The sequence below is a fragment of the Pseudomonas sp. 5P_5.1_Bac1 genome, from assembly GCF_025466015.1.
In the GTDB taxonomy this organism is placed as follows: domain Bacteria; phylum Pseudomonadota; class Gammaproteobacteria; order Pseudomonadales; family Pseudomonadaceae; genus Aquipseudomonas.
The window spans coordinates 163,545-181,979 of record NZ_JANLNX010000059.1; the positions used below are offsets into that span (position 1 = coordinate 163,545).

19 protein-coding genes are annotated in these 18,435 nt (G+C 60.3%); 17 read left to right on the top strand and 2 right to left on the bottom strand.

Annotated elements, in window-relative coordinates; genetic code table 11:
* Nucleotide 1: 1 nt before the first annotated feature.
* The 13 genes from NTD82_RS14150 to NTD82_RS14210 all read left to right on the top strand — a co-directional run bounded on the left by NTD82_RS14150 (nt 2) and on the right by NTD82_RS14210 (nt 11,957).
* Complete coding sequence (locus NTD82_RS14150) at nt 2–607, top strand: phage tail protein I (protein WP_262129142.1); 606 nt, start codon at nt 2–4, stop codon at nt 605–607.
* Nucleotides 604–2,292 (top strand): phage tail protein, encoded by a 1,689-nt coding sequence (locus NTD82_RS14155; RefSeq protein ID WP_262129143.1) that lies wholly within the window; start codon nt 604–606, stop codon nt 2,290–2,292. The genes NTD82_RS14150 and NTD82_RS14155 overlap by 4 nt, the downstream gene beginning before the upstream one ends.
* Nucleotides 2,293–2,302: 10 nt before the next feature.
* On the top strand, nt 2,303–2,710 hold the full coding sequence (locus NTD82_RS14160; RefSeq protein WP_262129144.1) for a tail fiber assembly protein: 408 nt from the start codon (nt 2,303–2,305) through the stop codon (nt 2,708–2,710).
* A gap of 62 nt (nt 2,711–2,772) precedes the next feature.
* Entirely contained in the window at nt 2,773–3,939 is a 1,167-nt protein-coding gene (locus tag NTD82_RS14165; RefSeq protein WP_262129145.1) for a phage tail sheath family protein, read from the top strand.
* Between the two features lie 12 nt (nt 3,940–3,951).
* Nucleotides 3,952–4,461, top strand: a complete 510-nt coding sequence (locus NTD82_RS14170) for a phage major tail tube protein (RefSeq protein WP_262129146.1) — start codon at nt 3,952–3,954, stop codon at nt 4,459–4,461.
* A 22-nt stretch (nt 4,462–4,483) separates the two neighbouring features.
* Nucleotides 4,484–4,780 (top strand): phage tail assembly protein, encoded by a 297-nt coding sequence (locus tag NTD82_RS14175; protein ID WP_262129147.1) that lies wholly within the window; start codon nt 4,484–4,486, stop codon nt 4,778–4,780.
* 132 nt (nt 4,781–4,912) lie between these two features.
* On the top strand, nt 4,913–7,690 hold the full coding sequence (locus NTD82_RS14180) for a phage tail tape measure protein (RefSeq protein WP_262129149.1): 2,778 nt from the start codon (nt 4,913–4,915) through the stop codon (nt 7,688–7,690).
* A gap of 9 nt (nt 7,691–7,699) precedes the next feature.
* Nucleotides 7,700–8,545 (top strand): phage tail protein, encoded by an 846-nt coding sequence (locus NTD82_RS14185; RefSeq protein WP_262129150.1) that lies wholly within the window; start codon nt 7,700–7,702, stop codon nt 8,543–8,545.
* Nucleotides 8,520–8,726: a tail protein X gene (locus NTD82_RS14190; protein ID WP_262129151.1), complete on the top strand. Its 207-nt coding sequence runs from the start codon at nt 8,520–8,522 to the stop codon at nt 8,724–8,726. The genes NTD82_RS14185 and NTD82_RS14190 overlap by 26 nt, the downstream gene beginning before the upstream one ends.
* A 67-nt stretch (nt 8,727–8,793) precedes the next feature.
* Entirely contained in the window at nt 8,794–9,846 is a 1,053-nt protein-coding gene (locus tag NTD82_RS14195) for a phage late control D family protein (protein WP_262129152.1), read from the top strand.
* A gap of 11 nt (nt 9,847–9,857) precedes the next feature.
* Nucleotides 9,858–10,496: a glycoside hydrolase family 19 protein gene (locus NTD82_RS14200; RefSeq protein ID WP_262129153.1), complete on the top strand. Its 639-nt coding sequence runs from the start codon at nt 9,858–9,860 to the stop codon at nt 10,494–10,496.
* Complete coding sequence (locus NTD82_RS14205) at nt 10,493–11,008, top strand: lysis protein (protein WP_262129154.1); 516 nt, start codon at nt 10,493–10,495, stop codon at nt 11,006–11,008. The genes NTD82_RS14200 and NTD82_RS14205 overlap by 4 nt, the downstream gene beginning before the upstream one ends.
* 154 nt (nt 11,009–11,162) lie before the next feature.
* Complete coding sequence (locus NTD82_RS14210; protein WP_262129155.1) at nt 11,163–11,957, top strand: DNA adenine methylase; 795 nt, start codon at nt 11,163–11,165, stop codon at nt 11,955–11,957.
* On the opposite strand, the gene NTD82_RS14215 is transcribed toward NTD82_RS14210, so the two are convergent.
* Nucleotides 11,949–12,653, bottom strand: a complete 705-nt coding sequence (locus NTD82_RS14215) for an SOS response-associated peptidase (RefSeq protein WP_262129156.1) — start codon at nt 12,651–12,653, stop codon at nt 11,949–11,951. The two genes, NTD82_RS14210 and NTD82_RS14215, sit on opposite strands and share 9 nt — an antisense overlap.
* 105 nt (nt 12,654–12,758) lie before the next feature.
* Here NTD82_RS14215 and NTD82_RS14220 point away from each other — a divergent pair, with 105 nt between their 5' ends.
* Both NTD82_RS14220 and umuC read left to right on the top strand, forming a co-directional pair.
* On the top strand, nt 12,759–13,187 hold the full coding sequence (locus tag NTD82_RS14220; protein WP_262129157.1) for a LexA family protein: 429 nt from the start codon (nt 12,759–12,761) through the stop codon (nt 13,185–13,187).
* Nucleotides 13,177–14,454 (top strand): translesion error-prone DNA polymerase V subunit UmuC, encoded by a 1,278-nt coding sequence (gene umuC / locus NTD82_RS14225; RefSeq protein WP_262129158.1) that lies wholly within the window; start codon nt 13,177–13,179, stop codon nt 14,452–14,454. Before NTD82_RS14220 ends, umuC begins: the two co-directional genes overlap by 11 nt.
* 64 nt (nt 14,455–14,518) lie before the next feature.
* Here the strand turns inward: umuC and NTD82_RS14230 are convergent, their stop codons facing one another.
* Complete coding sequence (locus tag NTD82_RS14230; protein ID WP_262129159.1) at nt 14,519–15,487, bottom strand: hypothetical protein; 969 nt, start codon at nt 15,485–15,487, stop codon at nt 14,519–14,521.
* An 870-nt stretch (nt 15,488–16,357) separates the two neighbouring features.
* On the opposite strand from NTD82_RS14230, the gene NTD82_RS14235 reads away from it, so the two are divergent.
* Both NTD82_RS14235 and NTD82_RS14240 read left to right on the top strand, forming a co-directional pair.
* On the top strand, nt 16,358–17,434 hold the full coding sequence (locus NTD82_RS14235) for an NAD/NADP-dependent octopine/nopaline dehydrogenase family protein (protein ID WP_262129160.1): 1,077 nt from the start codon (nt 16,358–16,360) through the stop codon (nt 17,432–17,434).
* On the top strand, nt 17,431–18,288 hold the full coding sequence (locus NTD82_RS14240; RefSeq protein ID WP_262129161.1) for a DMT family transporter: 858 nt from the start codon (nt 17,431–17,433) through the stop codon (nt 18,286–18,288). Before NTD82_RS14235 ends, NTD82_RS14240 begins: the two co-directional genes overlap by 4 nt.
* Nucleotides 18,289–18,435: the final 147 nt, after the last annotated feature.

An 18,435-nucleotide genomic window follows, 5' to 3' on the forward strand; every position in this document is an offset into this window, starting at 1 on the left:
CATGAGCAGCCTGCTCCCACTCAACAGCACCTTTCTGGAACGGGCTATTGAAGCCGCGAACGACGAAGTCACCGCCGTGCCGCTGCGAACGCTCTACAACCCGGACACCTGTCCGGCGCACCTGCTGCACCAACTGGCCTGGGCCTGGTCGGTGGACCGCTGGGACGAGAAATGGTCGGACGCGGTTAAGCGCTCGGTGATCCGCTCTGCGTTCTATGTTCACTCTCGCAAGGGAACCATTGGCGCGCTGCGCCGGGTGGTCGAGCCGCTGGGCTACCTGATCGAAGTCCTGGAATGGTGGCAGACCGTACCCGAGGGGGTGCCGGGCACCTTTGCCCTGCAAGTCGGTGTGCTCGATCAGGGCATCAGTGAGGAAATGTATCAAGAGCTGACCCGGTTGATTGACGACGCCAAGCCGGTCAGCCGCCACCTGACGGGCCTCGCCATTGCGCTTTCCAGCAGCGGCTATCTGCGCCTCGGCATCGGCTTGGCTGAGGGCGAGGAAATCGACGTTTATCCGCCGACGTCGCGAGACATCGAGGTCAGCGGCACCTATGGCCATGTCGGCCGCGAACATCAAATTGAATACCTGGACGTTTACTCATGACTGACCAGCACAGCCAGTTCTTTGCCATCCTCACCGCCGTGGGGGAGGCCAAGCAGGCCAACGCCAACGCCCTGGGCGTGCCCTGGACTTTTGCGCAGATGGGGGTGGGCGATGCGAACGGCACCGACCCTGTGCCCTCGCGCGCCCAAACCAAGCTGCTCAACGAGCAGCGGCGTGCCCCGCTCAATCAGCTCAAGATCGACCCGAACAATCCAAACATCATCATTGCCGAGCAGGTCATTCCGCCTGACGTCGGCGGCTGGTGGATTCGCGAACTGGGCTTGTACGACGCCGCCGGCGACCTGGTGGCCGTGGCGAACTGCGCGCCGAGCTTCAAGCCTCAGCTCAGCCAGGGTACGGGCAAGACGCAAGTCGTGCGCCTGCACTTGATCGTCACCAGTACGGCCACTGTGCAACTGAAAATTGACCCTGCGGTGGTGCTGGCCACTCGGGATTACGTCGACACGGCATTTCTGACGGTATTGCCGCGCAACAAGGTGCCGGGCACCTATACCAAGGTCGAGATCAACGAGCGGGGCATTGTCGTTGCGGGGGCGAACCCTACGACCTTGGAGGGCTACGGCATCAGCCCGGCGAGTCAGGCCGACGCCACGGCTGGCCTCGACAACGGCAAGCCGATGACGGCGCTGCGGGTGTTTCAGGCCATTGCGGCGAAAGTCGTGCAAGCAACGGAAGGCGTGCAGGGCTTGGCCCGGCTGGCCACCCAGGTGCAGACCGATGTCGGCAGCGACGACCTGACAATGGTGACGCCCAAGAAGCTGAAAGGGCGACTAGATGCGGTCGTTGCCTGGATCAATGAAACGCTGACGGCGGCGCTGGCGGGCAAGGCCGACAAGTCGACCACGCTGGACGGCTACGGCATTAGCCGCGCGAGCCAGGCCGAGGCCACCGCCGGCCTCGACAACGACAAGCCGATGACGGCGCTGCGGGTGTTTCAGGCCATTGCGGCGAAAGTCGTGCAAGCAACGGAAGGCGTGCAGGGCTTGGCCCGGCTGGCCACCCAGGTGCAGACCGATGTCGGCAGCGACGACCTGACAATGGTGACGCCCAAGAAGCTGAAAGGGCGACTAGATGCGGTCGTTGCCTGGATCAATGAAACGCTGACGGCGGCGCTGGCGGGCAAGGCCGACAAGTCGACCACGCTGGACGGCTACGGCATTAGCCGCGCGAGCCAGGCCGAGGCCACCGCCGGCCTCGACAACGACAAGCCGATGACGGCGCTGCGGGTGTTTCAGGCCATTGCGGCGAAAGTCGTGCAAGCAACGGAAGGCGTGCAGGGCTTGGCCCGGTTGGCCAGCCAGGCGCAGACCGATGCCGGCACGGATGACCTGACGATGATCACCCCCAAGAAACTGCGTTGGGGGTTTCAAATCCTGCTCGCGCAGAACGGCTACATCGTCTTGCCCAGTTGGCTGGGGGGGCTGGTGCTGCAATGGGGCAGCATCGGCTTCACGACTTACGGCGTAAAAACGTTCACGTTCCCGATCGCCTTCCCCAACTTCGCGCTCCGCGGCCTGGCAGTGCTGAGCGACAGCACGATTTATTCATTCACTAGCAACCCCTTCGCCGGTGTGCTGATCGACAGCGGAAACCGGACATCGGCGCAGGTGCAGTCGACGTATGCAACAGCGTCGTCTGTCACCGTCTTTGCCATCGGCCATTGATGAGGACGTCATGAAATACGCACTGTTTGACGAGCAGGGGGGGCTGCTGACCCGACTGATTAAAGGTGTCAACGAGATCCCGACTGGCGCGGTCCTCGTCGACGATGACATGTGGCTGCGGCTCACTCAGGAAACCGACGGTGAGTGGCGGTTGGGCGCTGACGGCATCTACAAAGCCGAGCTGCCGCCACCGTCGACCGAAAGCCTGGTTGCTGCGGCCATCGCCCAGCGGGACGTCCTGATGCGCGAAGCGACTTTGCGCATGGCGCCGCTGCAAGACGCCACGGCGCTGGGCAAAAGCACGGCCGAGGAGGACGCGGCACTGCGCTTGTTGATGCTGTACCGCGTGGATCTGAACCGCATTGAGCAGCAGCCCGATTACCCCGGGGCGATTGCCTGGCCTGCGCTGCCGGCGTGACCTTTCAAACATCACCACCCAGCCCGCCAAGTGCGGGCTTTTACATTTCTGGAGCATGACCCATGAGTGGTTTCTTTCACGGCGTTACCGTAACGAACGTCGACACCGGCGCGCGCAATATCGCTTTGCCGTCCTCCTCGATCATTGGCCTGGTCGACACATTCACCCCTGGCGCAGATGCCACGGCCAAGGCCAATGATCTGGTGCTGATTACCAGCGAGCGTGAAGCCGTCGCCGCCTTCGGCCCGGCCTCGGCCATCACCGCCGCGTGCCGGGCTATCTACACCCGCGCCAAGGCGGTGATCGTCGCGTGCGGCGTGGCCAAGCTGGTCGACCCTGCCGAGCAAACCTCGGCGATCATCGGCGGCGTGCTGGCCGACGGCAAACGTACCGGCTTGCAGGCGCTGCTCGATGGCAAGAGTCGGTTCAACGCCCAGCCCCGCCTGCTGGTGACCCCGAAGCACAGCGCCGCTCAGGCCGTGGGCACTGCTCTGGTGGCCCTGGCCGACAAGCTGCGCGGCATCGCCATTATCGACGGGCCCAACACCACCGACGAGGCCGCCTTGGATTACGCCGAAAACTTCGGAGCCAAGCGCGCGTTTCTGGTCGATCCGGGCGTTCAGTACTGGGATACCTCAACCGACGCCACGGTCAACGCACCGGCCTCGGCTTGGGTTGCCGGCCTGTTCGCCTGGACTGACAACGAGTACGGCTTTTGGGCCTCGCCGTCGAACAAGGAGTTTGTCGGCATCACCGGCGTGACACGGCCGGTGGAGTTTCTGGACGGCGACGAAACCTGCCGGGCCAACCTGCTCAACAACGCGAACATCACCACCATCATCCGCGACGACGGCTATCGGCTGTGGGGCAACCGCACGCTGAGCAGCGACCCGAAATGGGCGTTCGTCACCCGTGTGCGCACCATGGATATCGTCATGGACGCGATCCTGTACGGGCACAAATGGGCGGTCGACCGCTCGATCACCGCGACCTATGTCAAGGACGTGACCGAGGGCCTGGAAAACTTCATGCGCGACCTGAAAGCCCAGGGCGCAATCATCAACTTCGAGGTGTTCGCCGACCCTGAGCTGAACACGGCCAGCCAACTGGAGCAGGGCAAGGTGTACTGGAACATCCGCTTCACCGACGTGCCCCCGGCTGAAAACCCCAACTTCCGGGTCGAGGTCACCAACCAGTGGCTGACCGAAGTCCTCGATCAGAACGCATAAGGAGCCCCGCACATGGCAATGATTCCGCAAACCCTCGCCAACCTGAACCTGTTCGTGGACGGCGTCAGCTTCCAGGGCGACGTCACCAGCCTGACCCTGCCCAAGCTGACCATCAAGACCGAAGAGCACCGCGTCGGCGGCATGGACACGCCCATTGAGATCGATCAGGGCACCGAAAAAATGGAAGCCGGGTTTTCGCTCACGGGCGTGCGTAAGGACTCGCTGAAGTTCTTCGGCCTGGCCGATGGCACGGCGTTCAACGGCACGTTCCGGGGCGCCTTCAAGGGCCTCAAGGGCGCGGTCACTCCCGTCGTTGTCACCCTGCGCGGCCTGCTCAAGGAAGTGGACATGGGCGACTGGAAGCCCGCCGACAAGGCCGAGTTCAAGCACAACGTGGCGGTGACCTACTACAAGCTCGAAATCGACGGTCGCGTGATGTACGAAATCGACCCGCTCGGCATGAAGCGTGTCGTCAATGGCGTGGACCAGCTCGCCGCCCAACGTTCGGCCCTCGGCCTCTAACCCCCAAACAAGGACACTCCCCATGATCAAGAAAACCCAAAGCTGGCTGGCCGTCGAAGCTGACCGCGTTACCGTAACGCTGACCCGACCCACCGAGGCCAACGGTGTGTGCGTCGACAAGTTGAGCCTGCGCGCACCGACCGTGCGTGACATGCGCACCGCCCAGCAGACCGGTGGTGTCGACGATGAGCAGCGCGAGTTGAACCTGTTCGCCTCGCTCGCAGAGGTCGGTACGAAGGATCTGGAGGGCCTGACCCTCAAGGACTACACCCGCTTGCAGACGGGCTATTTTCGCCTGGTGCAAGACGACGAGCTTTAACCCCGCCGTCCAGAAACAGGCAGCTAAGCGACTCGCCCAGGAACTGGGCTTTTCCGCTGCTGAAATCATGACCATGTCGTATGCCGACATGGTCTGGTGGCTCACCGACTGAGTCCGGGCGAGGGGTGAAGGATGGCAAGCAAACTGGCGCTATCGCTGGTGATCGGCGGCGCCGTCGCGTCGTCGCTGGGCTCGGCGTTCAAGACCGTTGAAAGCGGTATTTCGAAGCTTGAACGCAAGGGCAATCAGGCCAAAGTGCTGAAAAGCACCATCGGCGAAACGATCAAGCTCAGGGACGAGTGGAAGAAAGCGCACGACAGCGGCTCGGCCTCGGCCGCCGGTCTGCTGCGCAAGCTCGAAACCAACCTGAACAGCCTGCGCAAACAAGGCGTGCAGGTCGGCAAGCTGACGCAGGAATACCAGCGGCTCGGGCGTGTTGCCAAGGGCGCAGATCTGCAGATCAAGGGCAGGCAGCAGTTCGACGCGGGCAAACAAGGGCTCAAGTCAACCGGTGCCCAAGCCTCGGCGGCGGTCGTGGCCATGGTGGTCCCGACGGTTATCAGCGCGAAGTATCAAGACACCATCCGGGATATCGCGATTAAGGCCGGAGTTGCGAATCAGACCCCTGAAAAGGCCATGTCTATGCGCATCATCCAGGTCGCGCAGGACAACGGCATGAGCAACGATGGTGTCGCCGACATCGTCAATCAGCTCGTTGGGGCGGGCATGGAGCTGGACAAGGCACTGTCCTACGCCGAGGTCGCGACGCAGTTTTCCGTGGGGCAGGGGTCGAGCGGTGAGGACACCGCGAAAATGATCATGGCACTTGAGCAGAACGCCAAAATTACCGATCCGGCAATGATGAAGAAAGCGCTCGAGGGCATTGCCCTGCAAGGCCAGGCGGGCAGTTTCGAGGCGGCCGATATGGCGCGCTGGTTCCCCGTGCTACTCGCGGGGATGGAGAAGACGGGCAGCACCGGACCGGAAGCCGTGGCCCAGCTCGGGGCCATGCTGCAAGTGCAGATGAAGACTGCCGGCAGCTCGGACGAGGCAGCCAACAACCTCAAAAACTGGATCGAGAAAATCGGTTCCGGCGAGGTAGTGGATGCTTACAAGAAGGCCGGCATCGACTATCAACAGTCACTGAATACCGGCATCCAAAAAGGTATGTCGGTAATGGAATCCAGCATGGCCTTGGCCATGCAGTACGTGAAGGCAACCGACCCGGCAAAGGCCAAGAAAATGGCCGACGCGCAGGCCAAGATTGATAAGGAAGTCGACCCGGCCAAGGCACTCAAGATGCTGGAGGCGCTGGAGCAGAGCCTTAAAACCGGTGACATTTTCGCTGACATGCAAGTCAAGGCCGCGCTCACGGCCTACAGCCAGAACCGGGGGCTCTACGACAAGCTGAAAGCGGACGCCGGCGAGGCGACGGGTATTCTCGAAAAGAACCTGGCTGAACGTCGGGAGACGTCGAAACAGCGTTGGGCCGAGACGGTCAACGCCATGGACAACGCAATGCGCAGCATCGGTGATGCCATCCGGCCGATGACGGACTTTGTCGCGAAAAGTATTACCGGACTCGCTCAGGAGTTCACCAGGCTCTCTGACGGATCGCAGGGCGTGGTGGCCGGCGTCACCGTTGTGGGTGCCGCCTTCCTGGCCCTCAAAGGCTTGTTCGATGGCTTCAAGATCGCCAAGGGGATTTTCAATATTGGTCGGGGCACCCTCATGGGGAATGCCGACAAGGTGCAGAAAGTCTTCGTGACGAACTCTGAAGACGGTGATGGTGACGGTGGCGAGAAGGACGATCGGCGCGGGAAAGTCCTGGGCTTGCTGGAATCGGGCCTCAAGATGTTCGGCGGCAAGTCCGACGATGCGGGTGGCGAGGACGGCAAAGCGGGCGGCGAGGGAGGCGAAGGCGAGAAAAAAGGATTTCAACCCGTTGAGATGGGCCTGAAAGTGCTGGATATCTTCCGCGAAGCCAGCAACGACGGGGGAGGTGGAAGCTCGGACGGCGAGAGCAACAGTTCGGAGCCGCAGAAAGTCTTCGTCGTCAATGCCAACGCCTTCGGGCAAGGGCCGGGACAAGGACGTGGTGGTGCCGATGATCAACCGGGCCGGCGTCGGCGTCGACGTCGCTCTCCGAATTCGCGCCGCCCCCCAAGGCCTCCGCCAGCACCGCCGCCGCCACCCGCGCCTCCACCCCCGCCGCCAGGCTCAAGAATCGGGCGGGCCTTTGGTGCTGTGGCGAACGGTGCTCGAACAGCCTCGGAGTTCGGTAAGCGGTTGCCGGGCATGAATGTGTTGGGTGCTGCCATGGGGATCGCTGATGTTGCGATGAATGCCGAAACTCAGGATGAGAAAGCCGAGGGGTACGGCGGCGTTGCCGGCGGCCTGGCGGGTGCTGCTGCGGGTGCTGCTGCCGGTGCGGCCATTGGCTCGGTGGTGCCGATTATCGGCACTGCTATCGGCGGCCTGGTCGGTGCGTACCTAGGCGGCATGGGCGGTGAAATGGGTGGCGGCTGGCTGGGCAAGAAGTTGTTCGGCGAAAAAGAGCCAGAGCAAGAGGTGGCTAAGCAAGAGGCTGCGCCCCAGCCGGGCGAGGCAGTCAAGGAGCCAGTAGTTCCGCCGGCCCCAGCGATGGGTGCTGTGGTGCGCGACATTGCCCAGGCCACGCCGCCACCACTCAGTGCGCCGGAGCTGGCCAAGGCGGTACCGCCGAAGGTTGAACAGACGAAAGTGGATCAGTCTTTCGTGTTCTCGCCGAGCATGCCGGTCACGGTTCAGGGGGACGTGAAAGATCCCGCTCGCATGGCGCAAGAGATGTGGCCGCACCTCCAGCGGCAGTGGGAAGACTTTTCCCGGCAGGCACAGGCGCGCCAGTTGAGCGACGAACCACACATCTGAGGAGGCCCTATGGCGTACATGGAACAACTGCAATCGGGGTTCAAGTCCCTTGTTGCAGCGGGGGAGGCTGGCCGGCGCAGTGCTGACGAAATGATCGGGCCCATGAACGGTGCGATCAGTGATATCACCGGCGCCGCTGCGGATCTGGAGAACATTCCGTTTGTGGGCCCGGAAATCGGGGCCAAGCTGCAACGCACCATGCGCGGCATCACCGCCGCGCAGGAGACGGTGGGGCGGGTGGTATCGATGTACGGCCAGGCGACCACGGCCGCTGCCCAGGTGCAGGAACGGTTGGGCACGCTCAAGGAGCAGGCCGCCAAGGCCGGTGCCGCGATCAACCGGGTGGCAGGCAATATCAGTCCGTCGCTCGGCAACATCGTGCCCACCAGCACCCTGGCGGCCGACCAGACCCCGGCGGCCGAGGCGGTGAAGCCGTTCCCGCATTTGCTGGTACTCCAGCCGCTGGACCCCAAGCAGCCGCCGTACTACTTCAATCTCCAGACGGCGGCGTTCGACGAGCTGCGCCGGCAGACCGCGTTCAAGTGGGCCGGTCAGGAGCGGTTGACGCGGTCCACGGCGCAGCAGGCGGTGGGCCTTGGCGACGACAAGATCAGCATCAAGGGCGTGATCTTCCCTGGGCACGGGGCTGGCCTCAAGCAACTGGACACCCTGCGTAGCATCGGCCGCAACTTGAAGCCCTTCGGGCTTACAACGGGTTATGGCGAGGTGCTGGGCAACTGGTGCCTGGTTAGCCTGGACGAAGAGCAGGGGCCGTTGCTCGCCGGCGGGATCCCGCGCAAACAGACTTTCTCACTGGAGTTCGTGAGCTATGGCGACGACATGCAGAACGTCTGACGGGGATCTGCTGGACACCATCTGTCACGGCTATTACGGCCACCTCAACGGCTCGGTGGAGGCGGTGTTGGCGGCGAATCAGGGGCTAGCAGACATTGCGCAGCCCTACGCTGCTGGCGTGCTGATTCGCCTACCGGACATTGAGGTGACCAACGATGCCATGGTGCGGCTGTGGGACTGACCCGCAGCGTTACGCGTAACGAACCGACCCCGCCGAGTGCGGGGTTTTCTTTTTCTGGAGGTGATCGATGACCCCCGTTTTTCGCGTGGTGGCGGACCGCAAGGACATTACCGCGCTTATCAATGACCGCCTGCTGATGCTGCGCACGTCCGATAAGCCGGCGCTTGAGTCGGATGAATTCGAGCTGCGCATCGATGACCGCGACCAAGCCGTTGCGCTGCCCAGTCGCGGTTCAAAAGTCGAAATATCCATGGGCTACGCCGGCGCCGCGCTGGTCCAGCTTGGCACGTACACGGTCGACGAGATCGAGGTCAGTGGCCCGCCGGCGACGGTGGTCATTCGCGGCAAGGCCAGCGATATGCGCGGGTCCGGCAAGACCACTCGCAGCGGCAGTTGGGAGAACGTGCCCTTGCAGCAGATCGTCAGCGACATTGCCGGCCGAAACGGCTGGGAGCCGGTGTGTCCCGTTCAGACGAAGGTGCCCCGCGCCGACCAGCTCAATGAGTCGGATTTCAACTTCATCACGCGCCTGGCGGGGAAGCACGACTGCACCGCGAAGGTCGCCGAGGGCAAGTTGCTGGTACTGCCCCGGCAGGACGGCAAGAGCGCATCGGGCAAGACCCTGTCGGCGATCACCGTCAGGCCGACAGACGTCAGCCGCTACCAGTTCAGGCTGGGCGACAAGACCACGCACAAGGCGGTGAAGACCAAGCACCAGGACAAGAAAACTGGCGAGCTGAAGGTGGTCAATCTGGCGAACGACGACGCCCCCACCACGCTGCCGCCGGTGCATACCGACCGCCACGTCTACCCGAACAAGACCGCTGCTGAGCAAGCAGCCAAGGCGCGGCTGGCCGCGTTCAACCGCAGCACTGCCGGTGTGCGCCTCGAAATGGCCGGTCGCAGCGACGTGTTTGCCGAGCGATCGATCAACGCCCAAGGCTTCAAGGACGGGCTTGATGGCGAGTACCTGGTGGACTCGGTAGAGCAGACGTTTACCGCCTCGGGTTGGACCACGTCCATCGAGTGCAACGGCGGCAAGAAAGGCAAGGCGAAGGCCAAGAGCAAGAAGAAAAAAGAAAGCAAACCCCTGAAGACAGTGGACCTGTCCCCGACCTAGGAGAAAACACCATGCCCATCACCGAGCAGCTGCTGCTGCGCATCCTCCCTAACGCCGGCCAGAAAGCCGGCGTTTTTGTACCTGCCCTGAATGCCGCCATGGGCAAGTACGGGATCATCACCCGGCTGCGTATTGCGGCGTTCGTTGCGCAGATCGGCCACGAATCCGGCCACCTGCAGCGCGTCAAAGAGAACCTGAACTACCGCGCCGAGCGCATTCGAGAGATTGGCCTGGCGTCATCCCCGAACAGCCGTTGGCGCTCATTGGTGCCGCGCGCTGCCGAGCTGGCCGGCAGCCCTGAGAGGCTGGCCAACGCCGTTTACGGTGGCCGCATGGGCAACGGCGCCGAGTCGTCCGGAGACGGTTGGCGCTTCCCCGGCCGGGGGCTGATCCAGCTTACCGGCCGGCTGAACTACAACGCCTGCAGCGAGGCGCTTTTCAGTGACGCCCGCCTGCTCAACACCCCGGAACTGCTCGAGCATCCTGTCTACGCCTCCCTGTCGGCTGCCTGGTACTGGCAGACCAACGGGCTCAACGGCATGGCTGATCGATCAAACCTGCTGCAGATCACCAAGACCATCAACGGCGGCACCAACGGCCTGCAGGATCGCCAAGAACTGTATGAGCGGGCGCTGAAGGTGCTGCCGTGATTCTGCCGGATTGGCGCTTGCCGGCTGTCTCGCTGCTGCTCGGGCTCGGCCTGGGCGGGGGGGGCGCCTGGCAATGGCAGGCCAACGCCTACGAACTGCGGCTTGCCAAACAGACTGACGACTTCCAGCGCGAACGCCTTGCCGCCGCGCTGGCGGTGGTCGATTGGAACAATGTCGAGCAGGACAAGCGCACTGCGCTGGAAAGTCGCCTGCAGGCGAGCGACCAAACCCACACCCGAGAACTTCAGAATGCCCAAACCGCTCAGGCTCGCCTTCGTGACCGCCTCGCTACTGCTGATCTACGGCTGTCAGTCATCCTCGCCAACCCCGCCCCGCCTGGTAGCGGTGGGCTGCCAGCCGCCGCCGGCACCTGCAGCGTGGTTCATGGAGCCACGCGAGCCCAACTTGACCCAGCGCATGCTCAACGAATTGTCGGAATCACGGACGACGGCAATCAAGGACTGATCGCGTTGAAGGCCTGTCAGGCCTATGTGCGAGAGATCGCACGCTGAAATGAAAGGAGCGGACCAGGTGGATGCGTCAACATCCACCTGGCCCACCGAACCCGCAGACGATACCTGCAAGTCCAGCCGAGGCTCCTGCTCTGTGCACAAAGCGCAGCGAGCCTATCACCTGTTAACTCCTACAGAAAAGACTTGCTAATCAATGACATCTCCAATCATCCCTTGGATGGGTGGCAAACGCCGCCTGGCCGACCGTCTCATCCCACTGTTTCCACCCCATGAATGCTACGTCGAGGTCTTTGCCGGCGGCGCTGCGTTGTACTTCATGCGGCCCCAGGCTGCGCCGGTCGAAGTGCTGAACGATATCAACGGCGACCTGGTGTGCCTGTACCGGGTGGTTCAGAACCACCTGGAAGAATTCGTCCGCCAGTTCAAGTGGGCGCTCAGCTCGCGCCAGGTGTTCGAATGGCAAAAGATGACCCGGCCGGAGACGCTGACCGACATCCAGCGCGCCGCCCGATTCTTCTACCTGCAGCACCATGCCTTCGCCGGCAAGGTGACGGGACAGACGTTCGGTACTGCGACGACGGGCCCCGCGATCAACCTGCTCCGGATCGAGGAAAACCTTTCTGCAGCGTGGCAACGGCTGTCCGGCACGTACGTCGAAAACCTCTCCTGGCTGGAGTGCGCCGAGCGATACGACCGGCCTCATACCTTCCACTACATGGACCCGCCGTACTGGCAAACCGCGGGTTATGGCGTGGACTTCGCATTCTCCGAGTACGAGCGGATGGCCGAGTTCATGCGGTGCTGTAAGGGGAAGGTAATGGTCAGCATCAATGACCATCCGGATATCCGACATGTTTTCGATGGCTTCCACTTCGAGACCGTAGACATTCGCTACACCACCACCAACCAGCGGCAAGGGAAAGCTGAACTGTCCGGTGAGCTGGTGATTATGAACTGGCAGCCGGCTGGCTTAGGCCAGCTATTCTGACCTTCCCTCGTTGATCCTTTCGATGAGTTCAGGCCCCTGATTCCGGACGTTGCCAACCTGCTTGCTGACTGGGTACCACTTGAAGTCTGCAGCAGGGCGGCAGCCCTCTTGCACGATCTCGGTCGCCCGCTCGATTGATGTCTCTTGGTCCAGCCACTCTCGCGCTACTGCAGGCGCAAGGACCAGCGGTTTGCGATCATGGATATCGACAAGCCCTTGGTCGGCTGCGGCGGTGATGATCACGAAGCCATCCCGGTCGTCAGGCTCTATCCCAGAATGGACCTCGGCGAGTGCAGCGAAGTAGAGCGGTTCGTCATCTGCTGTGGTGATGTAGTAAGGCTGTTTCCTTTTCGGATCTGCCGGGTCCGGGATCCATTCGAACCATCCGTTTGCCGGCGCCAAGGCTCGGCCTGCCGGCCAGAGAGCCTTGAAAAACTTCCCCGTCATCACCGTCTCGGCCCTGGCATTGATCGGGTCAGGACGTTTCCCTTTCGCCCAGAAGGGCGCCCATCCCCATTTCACTCGATCTACGCTGACCCCGCCATCGACAGCCCGTATCACTTCGACGCGGGTTGAGGGAGCCACGTTGTATCTGTTGATCCGCTCATGGTCATAACCATTGATGACCACCAGATCAAGGGCCAACTGCCGTAGGTAGTGGTCCATATCCTCGTAGATCGAGTACCTCCCGCACATACCTCACCCCTTACGTTTGTCGGCTGCCACACAGTCGTGCATTGACGCGGGAACGGTCTGACAGTTAACTGTATGAATATACAGTCTGAATCGGATCGTTCCTACATGACCATCACCTTCTTCGGTACGCCGACGGGCGGCCCAACGTTACTCCCCGTCTATTCGTTCCGTGTGCCGGCCGGCTTCCCTTCGCCTGCGGCGGATCATATGGAGCGACAGATCTCGCTGGATGAGCTGTTCGATCTTCGCGCTCCGCACGTCTACCTGGTCCAGGTGGAAGGCGACAGCATGCAGGGTGCAGGCATCTTCTCGGGCGACCTTCTTATCGTAGACCGCAGCAACGAAGCCGAGCACGGCGACATCGTGATCGCGGCCGTCAACTCTGAACCCGTGTGCAAGCGGCTGTACCGGCGCAATGGCTCCGTCATCCTGCAGTCAGAGAACCCAGCCTATCCCCCTCGGCACATTATGGAGGGCGACGAGTTGGTTATCTGGGGCGTGGTTCGCTACAGCGTGCGCGATCATGCGCAATGACCAGGTCTTAGCGCTGATCGACTGCAACTCGTTCTACGCGAGTTGCGAGCGCGTGTTCCGGCCGGATCTGGCCAAGACTCCGATAGTGGTGCTGAGCAACAACGACGGCTGTGTGATCGCCAGGTCGTATGACGCGAAGCCGTTTGTGAAGATGGGCGAGCCGTACTTCCAGGCCAAGGAGAAGCTCCGTCGGCATGGCATCGTCGCGTTCTCTTCGAACTATGCACTGTATGGCGACATGAGCGAGCGGGTAATGACCCTGATCGAGTCGATGGTGCCGGCGTCCGAGGTCTATTCGATCGACGAGTGCTTCGCTGATCTCACCGGGATCCCGGGCGACCGGACCCAGCTTGGCCGTGAGGTTCGTGCCCGGGTGTTGCGGTGCACGGGCATCCCGGTTGGTGTGGGTATCGCGCGAACCAAGACCCTGGCGAAGCTGGCCAACCACACCGCGAAGCGCCTTCAGGCTCAGACCGGCGGCGTCGTCGACATCTGTGATGACTTCAAGCGTGACTGGGTATTGCGCAATACCGAGGTGAAGGAGGTGTGGGGCATTGGCCGGCGGATGACCGCGCACCTGGAGGCCATGAGCATCCGGACAGCGATGGACCTGGCGAGGGCTGATCCACGTATGCTGCGCGACAAGTTCAGCGTGGTGGTGGAGAAAACGGCCAGAGAGCTCGCTGGTACCGCCTGTCTGGATCTAGATGAACCGGATCCGCCCAAGCAAGAGATCTGCTGCAGTCGGATGTTCGGTAAGCGTCTGGTCGAACTGACGCCGATCAAGCAGGCGGTGGCCACCTACGCCGCGAGAGCGGCCGAGAAGCTGCGTGGTCAGGGTTCGGTGTGCAAGCGTATGCGGGTGAGCATTCGCACTGGCATGTTCAATCTTGAAGAGGCCAGGTACGCGAACGGCGCCCTAGTCGAGCTGCCGTATCCCACGAACGACACGCTGCTGCTCACCAGGGCGGCCACCGAGGCTGTGGAGCGGGTCTACCGACCCGGTTTCCGGTACAGCAAAGCAGAGGTGCTATTGATGGATTTGCGGCAGCCAGGAGAGTTCTCGGGTGACCTGTTTGCGGTAACGCAGCCGACGGCCTGTGACCGGTTGATGTCGGTGCTGGATGCGATCAACGGTCGGTACGGCCGGGGGACAATGCGCTCGGCCAGTGTCCCCCGCACCCCCGATTGGGGGATGCGGCGCGAAATGATGAGTCAGTCTTTCACCACTCGGGTTGATCAGTTGTGGCGGGTTTTTGCCCGATAGTAATTATTAGTGCTTCGTAGAGAGACAAAAATTAGAGTGGTAAAATTTGGTATCTCGATTTTTATTATTGCACTTGGTCGGGTAGTGGGCATTTTGCAGACCCTCTTGGGAATTTACATATTTGAGCGTATAGCGATGCCCACATATTAATTCCGAATAGTGGGATTGGGCAGATCCGTTTTCTATAAGCGTCGATATTATTTTTCGCAATCTCAATTCCTAGAAGGCAGCTTAAAGTTGCACTAAATCCCGCAATTGGTGCTAGTGAGGCGCCGGAATGTAGGGCGTCGTTGCGCATGCTAAACAGCAAGTCGATGCCTCCATTATTTGTTGTAAAGCGTTTAAGGCTATCAAGGAGTTCAGTCACTCCAGCTTTCAGTTTCGGGTTTTCTATTTGTTCCACTGCGAAAGCTAGTGAGTGCTTCAGGTTGCTGCATTTAGTTTTGCCTTTCCCTTGATCTGGCGGCGCATAAGCAACCGGGCCAACCTGGAATGCTCGCGTGATGTCGCCGTTTGGTTGCATGTAGTCTTTAAGTATAACTCTGCTCAGGGACTCAATAAGCGGGTAGAAAAGATATGACGCACACAGCATGGGCTCTGCGCGATCTGCTAAGAAAGATTGCGCAGTGAGCGGAAGGGGATTCCCTCTTTCTGTGAGCATGTTTGCCATGCAGGCCTGGAATAGTCTGAATAGATCTGAGTTTTCTCTAATAGGGTGTGGTGGCTTCGCATGGTGGAAGTCCAGTAGGAGCGATGAGCAGTAGCGCCAGAAAAGCTGATTGTCTTGGGATATGTAAGCGCCCATGTTGCCGAACAGTAGTTTTTTTCCAGACTCGACACCATAGGTAATGAGCTGGTCAGTAGTTAGAAGGTGTGGCTCAATTCCATTGTTGTGAAGTTCGAGAGCTTCGGTAAAAGCATCGAATCGAAAGTGTTCGCCGGGTTGTGTTTGCTCCGCCCATTTTTGGCTCAGGTTTTTAATTTCCTTCTCGATATCATTGGGTTCGCGGTCTTGGTAAAAGGATCCATCCATCACATAGCGCTCCGTTAGAAAAGGCTGGCATGAAATGCACGGTGATCAAATGAGTGCTCATTGTGGCTAAATGGTAGCTTATCAATGGCCTGGGGCGCGCCAGCCTGCTGGAGAAAGCCCGATACATCTCAAAAGCTAGGACTAAACCGGGGCCGTTGCAGAGCGCTATGGGTAAGTAGAGGCGGCTGGCGCGGCAGAGAAATCGGGATTATGGCGGACCGCGGGGATGAGCGTACGAGTTCGAATCCCTTCTGCAATTAGGCGAGATGATCTCTCCGGGAAGGTGGGGATGGCAGAGCTGAGCCTGACGCTCGGATCTGCTCCGAATAACAAATCACCCTTCGCAAGCTTAGGGCGATTGTAGGGCAAATTCGGGACCGCATGGGGGCGCATTGTACCGCCTCTCTGGGCTGGTGGAGCAGCAAAACCCGGCCTGTTGCGGCCTATTGCGCAAGGCGGACGGGTTCAAATCCCTATCTCTCCGCCATACATGTTGTAGACGAAGCCCCTGAAACTGTGAAGTTTCAGGGGCTTCGTCGTTTCTGTGTTCGAAAATTCCAACACTGGTCGAAAGGCAGAGGGGAGTCGCTCTGGCTGTTCGATGGGAGTTTCCCTCCTGGCGGAGTAATCAGCATTTGAACTTAATGTTTACAGTAATGTAATGTTCAAGTAATGATCTTGATAATCAGCGTTCGAAAGTTTGTAGAAAGTCACTATGTCTCTCAGTGACTTTTGAAATAACTTACATGTCCTGGTTTGTTGTTCTGGTTTCTTGTTGATTCGGAAATATTGGATTACCAATGTTGAGTTGTTCTTTTGTGTGCAAAAGAACCTAATGGCCGCCGAATCCATTTCCAGAGGAATAATGAAATGACTGCTGTTTCCATTCTCGGCGCAGGACACTGTGGCTGTGCCTTTGTCGCAGATCTCTCCCATCGCGATATTGATACACTGTTATATGCGCATCCACAACACAGTGGCAATCTCGATAGTATCGAGGCCGCAGGTGGATTGACCTCGTCCTTGGCGCCCGATAGTCGTGTTCAGCCGCGGTTGAGCACGTCCATGGCCGAGGCCCTGGCGTTCTCCCGTTATCTTGTTGTTACTGTTCCTGCTTATGGCCATATGACCATCATCGATGAATTGGCTGAATTCGATTTGAGCCGGCACGTTGTCATTTGTATTACCGGCAACTTCTTTAGTCTCGTCGCACGAGGCAAACTGAATGCCAGGGCAATCATTGAAACCAGTACATCTCCCTATGCCTCGCGCTTTGATGGCGGCCATGTGCGTATTACGGGGATAAAGAAAATTCTTCCCGTCGCATCCCTGCCGGTGGCGCTTGATACAACTGTCCGGCGCGATATCGAGGCGTTATTTCCGATGCCACTGGACTGGCGGGACAATGTGCTGGAAATCGGGCTCTCCTGCGTTACCGGTGTCATTCATCCGGTACCGGCGTTAATGAACGCGGGCTGGATCGAAACTTCTGGCGGAAACTTCTACTTCTACCGGGAAGGTATATCGGCCTCGGTCGGCAAGGTGGCCGAACAACTCGATCAGGAGCGGCAAGGTATTGCACGTGGTTTTGGTCTGCACACCCGCTCAGTGGTGGACATTCTCAATGGTTTTTATGGCCGTTCATTCACCAGTTTCAACGAGTTCGCCAGTAATTCGCCTGAGCACAATGCCTTACACATGGCGCCGGACCATATGCGTCATCGCTTCGTTTCCCAGGATGTTCCCTATGTGCTGGTGCCCTGGTTCGAGTTGGGTCAGCAGATTGGGGTGGACTGTTCGATGATTGGCTCGATCATTCGGCTGGCCTCCGCGGTCAACAACACCGATTACCTGGCCCAAGGCCGTAATCTTCGCGCTCTTGGCCTGGAGAACGTCTCGCGGGACGACATTCTCGCCAGTGTTGGAGCGGAAAGCGCAGCGCTATGAGTGCGGTCAGGCGCGCGATTATCTGCAAGCTGGTTTCAGCGCTGTTGATTGCCGGGATGTACGGCTTGATCAAGGGCCTGGGACAGGATTATCCGGTGGGACAGATCCTGTTCGTACGTAATCTGTTCGCCTTGATCCCTATCCTCCTGTTGATCCACTGGCTCGGGGAGTGGGGTGCTCTGCGTACCCGCAATGTCGGGGCACATTTGCGCCGCTGTACCTTCGGCACCGCTTCGCAGGTGCTCTGTTTCGCCGCGGTGGGTTTGTTGCCATTGGCCACGGCCACCGCGCTGACGTACACGGCGCCTCTGTTCATCGGCCTGTTTGCAATGTTGTTTCTCGGCGAGTCGGTCAGCCGTGGCAGATGGCTGTCTTTGCTGTGCGGTTTTCTCGGTGTCTATCTCATCGTGCTGCCGGGCGCGGGCAGTGTCGAGCCGGGTGTGCTGGTCGCTCTGGCGGGCGCTGTGGCCACGGCCGCCGCCCTGCTTTCCATCCGCACCATGTCCGGTGAAGAAAAGGGCAGTGCGGTGGCGTTTTACTTCACGGTGTTCGGGGCTGTAGCGGGGGCGTTGTCGCTATGGTTCGACAGCGTCGTGCCTTCCCTGGAGGAGTTGCCGGTGCTGGTGGCGATCGGGTTGCTGGGCGGCGCGGCGCAGATTCTGCTGACGTTCGCCTACCAGAATGCGCCCGCCACGCTGATCGCACCCTTCGAGTACTCGACCCTGGTCTTTGCCAGCCTGATCGGATTCCTGATCTGGGCCGATGTTCCGGCTGGCAATGAGCTGCTGGGCATCGCGGTAATCGTCGGCGCGACGACCTGGCTGACCCTGCGCGAGCGCAAAGTTGGAGCCTGACTGAGTGCGGGAAGACCTCGTTGAAAAACGTCGGTTCACCGAAACCTTGCTTTTCATTCTCCTGTCCGCTGCGATAAATTAGCGCAGCTCCTGTGCTGATGAGGGTTACTCACCGACAAGTCAGCCAGTTGCTGGTCAACGCCGGAA

Excerpts from the sequence above, each read along its gene's own strand:
- NTD82_RS14230 (WP_262129159.1), bottom strand. The coding sequence starts at position 15,487 with ATGGATGGATCCTTTTACCAAGACCGCGAACCCAATGATATCGAGAAG.
- NTD82_RS14210 (WP_262129155.1), top strand. The coding sequence starts at position 11,163 with ATGACATCTCCAATCATCCCTTGGATGGGTGGCAAACGCCGCCTGGCC.
- NTD82_RS14155 (WP_262129143.1), top strand. The coding sequence starts at position 604 with ATGACTGACCAGCACAGCCAGTTCTTTGCCATCCTCACCGCCGTGGGG.
- NTD82_RS14195 (WP_262129152.1), top strand. The coding sequence starts at position 8,794 with ATGACCCCCGTTTTTCGCGTGGTGGCGGACCGCAAGGACATTACCGCG.
- NTD82_RS14185 (WP_262129150.1), top strand. The coding sequence starts at position 7,700 with ATGGCGTACATGGAACAACTGCAATCGGGGTTCAAGTCCCTTGTTGCA.
- NTD82_RS14160 (WP_262129144.1), top strand. The coding sequence starts at position 2,303 with ATGAAATACGCACTGTTTGACGAGCAGGGGGGGCTGCTGACCCGACTG.
- NTD82_RS14240 (WP_262129161.1), top strand. The coding sequence starts at position 17,431 with ATGAGTGCGGTCAGGCGCGCGATTATCTGCAAGCTGGTTTCAGCGCTG.
- NTD82_RS14190 (WP_262129151.1), top strand. The coding sequence starts at position 8,520 with ATGGCGACGACATGCAGAACGTCTGACGGGGATCTGCTGGACACCATC.
- NTD82_RS14235 (WP_262129160.1), top strand. The coding sequence starts at position 16,358 with ATGACTGCTGTTTCCATTCTCGGCGCAGGACACTGTGGCTGTGCCTTT.
- NTD82_RS14170 (WP_262129146.1), top strand. The coding sequence starts at position 3,952 with ATGGCAATGATTCCGCAAACCCTCGCCAACCTGAACCTGTTCGTGGAC.
- NTD82_RS14220 (WP_262129157.1), top strand. The coding sequence starts at position 12,759 with ATGACCATCACCTTCTTCGGTACGCCGACGGGCGGCCCAACGTTACTC.
- NTD82_RS14180 (WP_262129149.1), top strand. The coding sequence starts at position 4,913 with ATGGCAAGCAAACTGGCGCTATCGCTGGTGATCGGCGGCGCCGTCGCG.
- NTD82_RS14150 (WP_262129142.1), top strand. The coding sequence starts at position 2 with ATGAGCAGCCTGCTCCCACTCAACAGCACCTTTCTGGAACGGGCTATT.
- NTD82_RS14165 (WP_262129145.1), top strand. The coding sequence starts at position 2,773 with ATGAGTGGTTTCTTTCACGGCGTTACCGTAACGAACGTCGACACCGGC.
- NTD82_RS14175 (WP_262129147.1), top strand. The coding sequence starts at position 4,484 with ATGATCAAGAAAACCCAAAGCTGGCTGGCCGTCGAAGCTGACCGCGTT.
- umuC (WP_262129158.1), top strand. The coding sequence starts at position 13,177 with ATGCGCAATGACCAGGTCTTAGCGCTGATCGACTGCAACTCGTTCTAC.
- NTD82_RS14200 (WP_262129153.1), top strand. The coding sequence starts at position 9,858 with ATGCCCATCACCGAGCAGCTGCTGCTGCGCATCCTCCCTAACGCCGGC.
- NTD82_RS14215 (WP_262129156.1), bottom strand. The coding sequence starts at position 12,653 with ATGTGCGGGAGGTACTCGATCTACGAGGATATGGACCACTACCTACGG.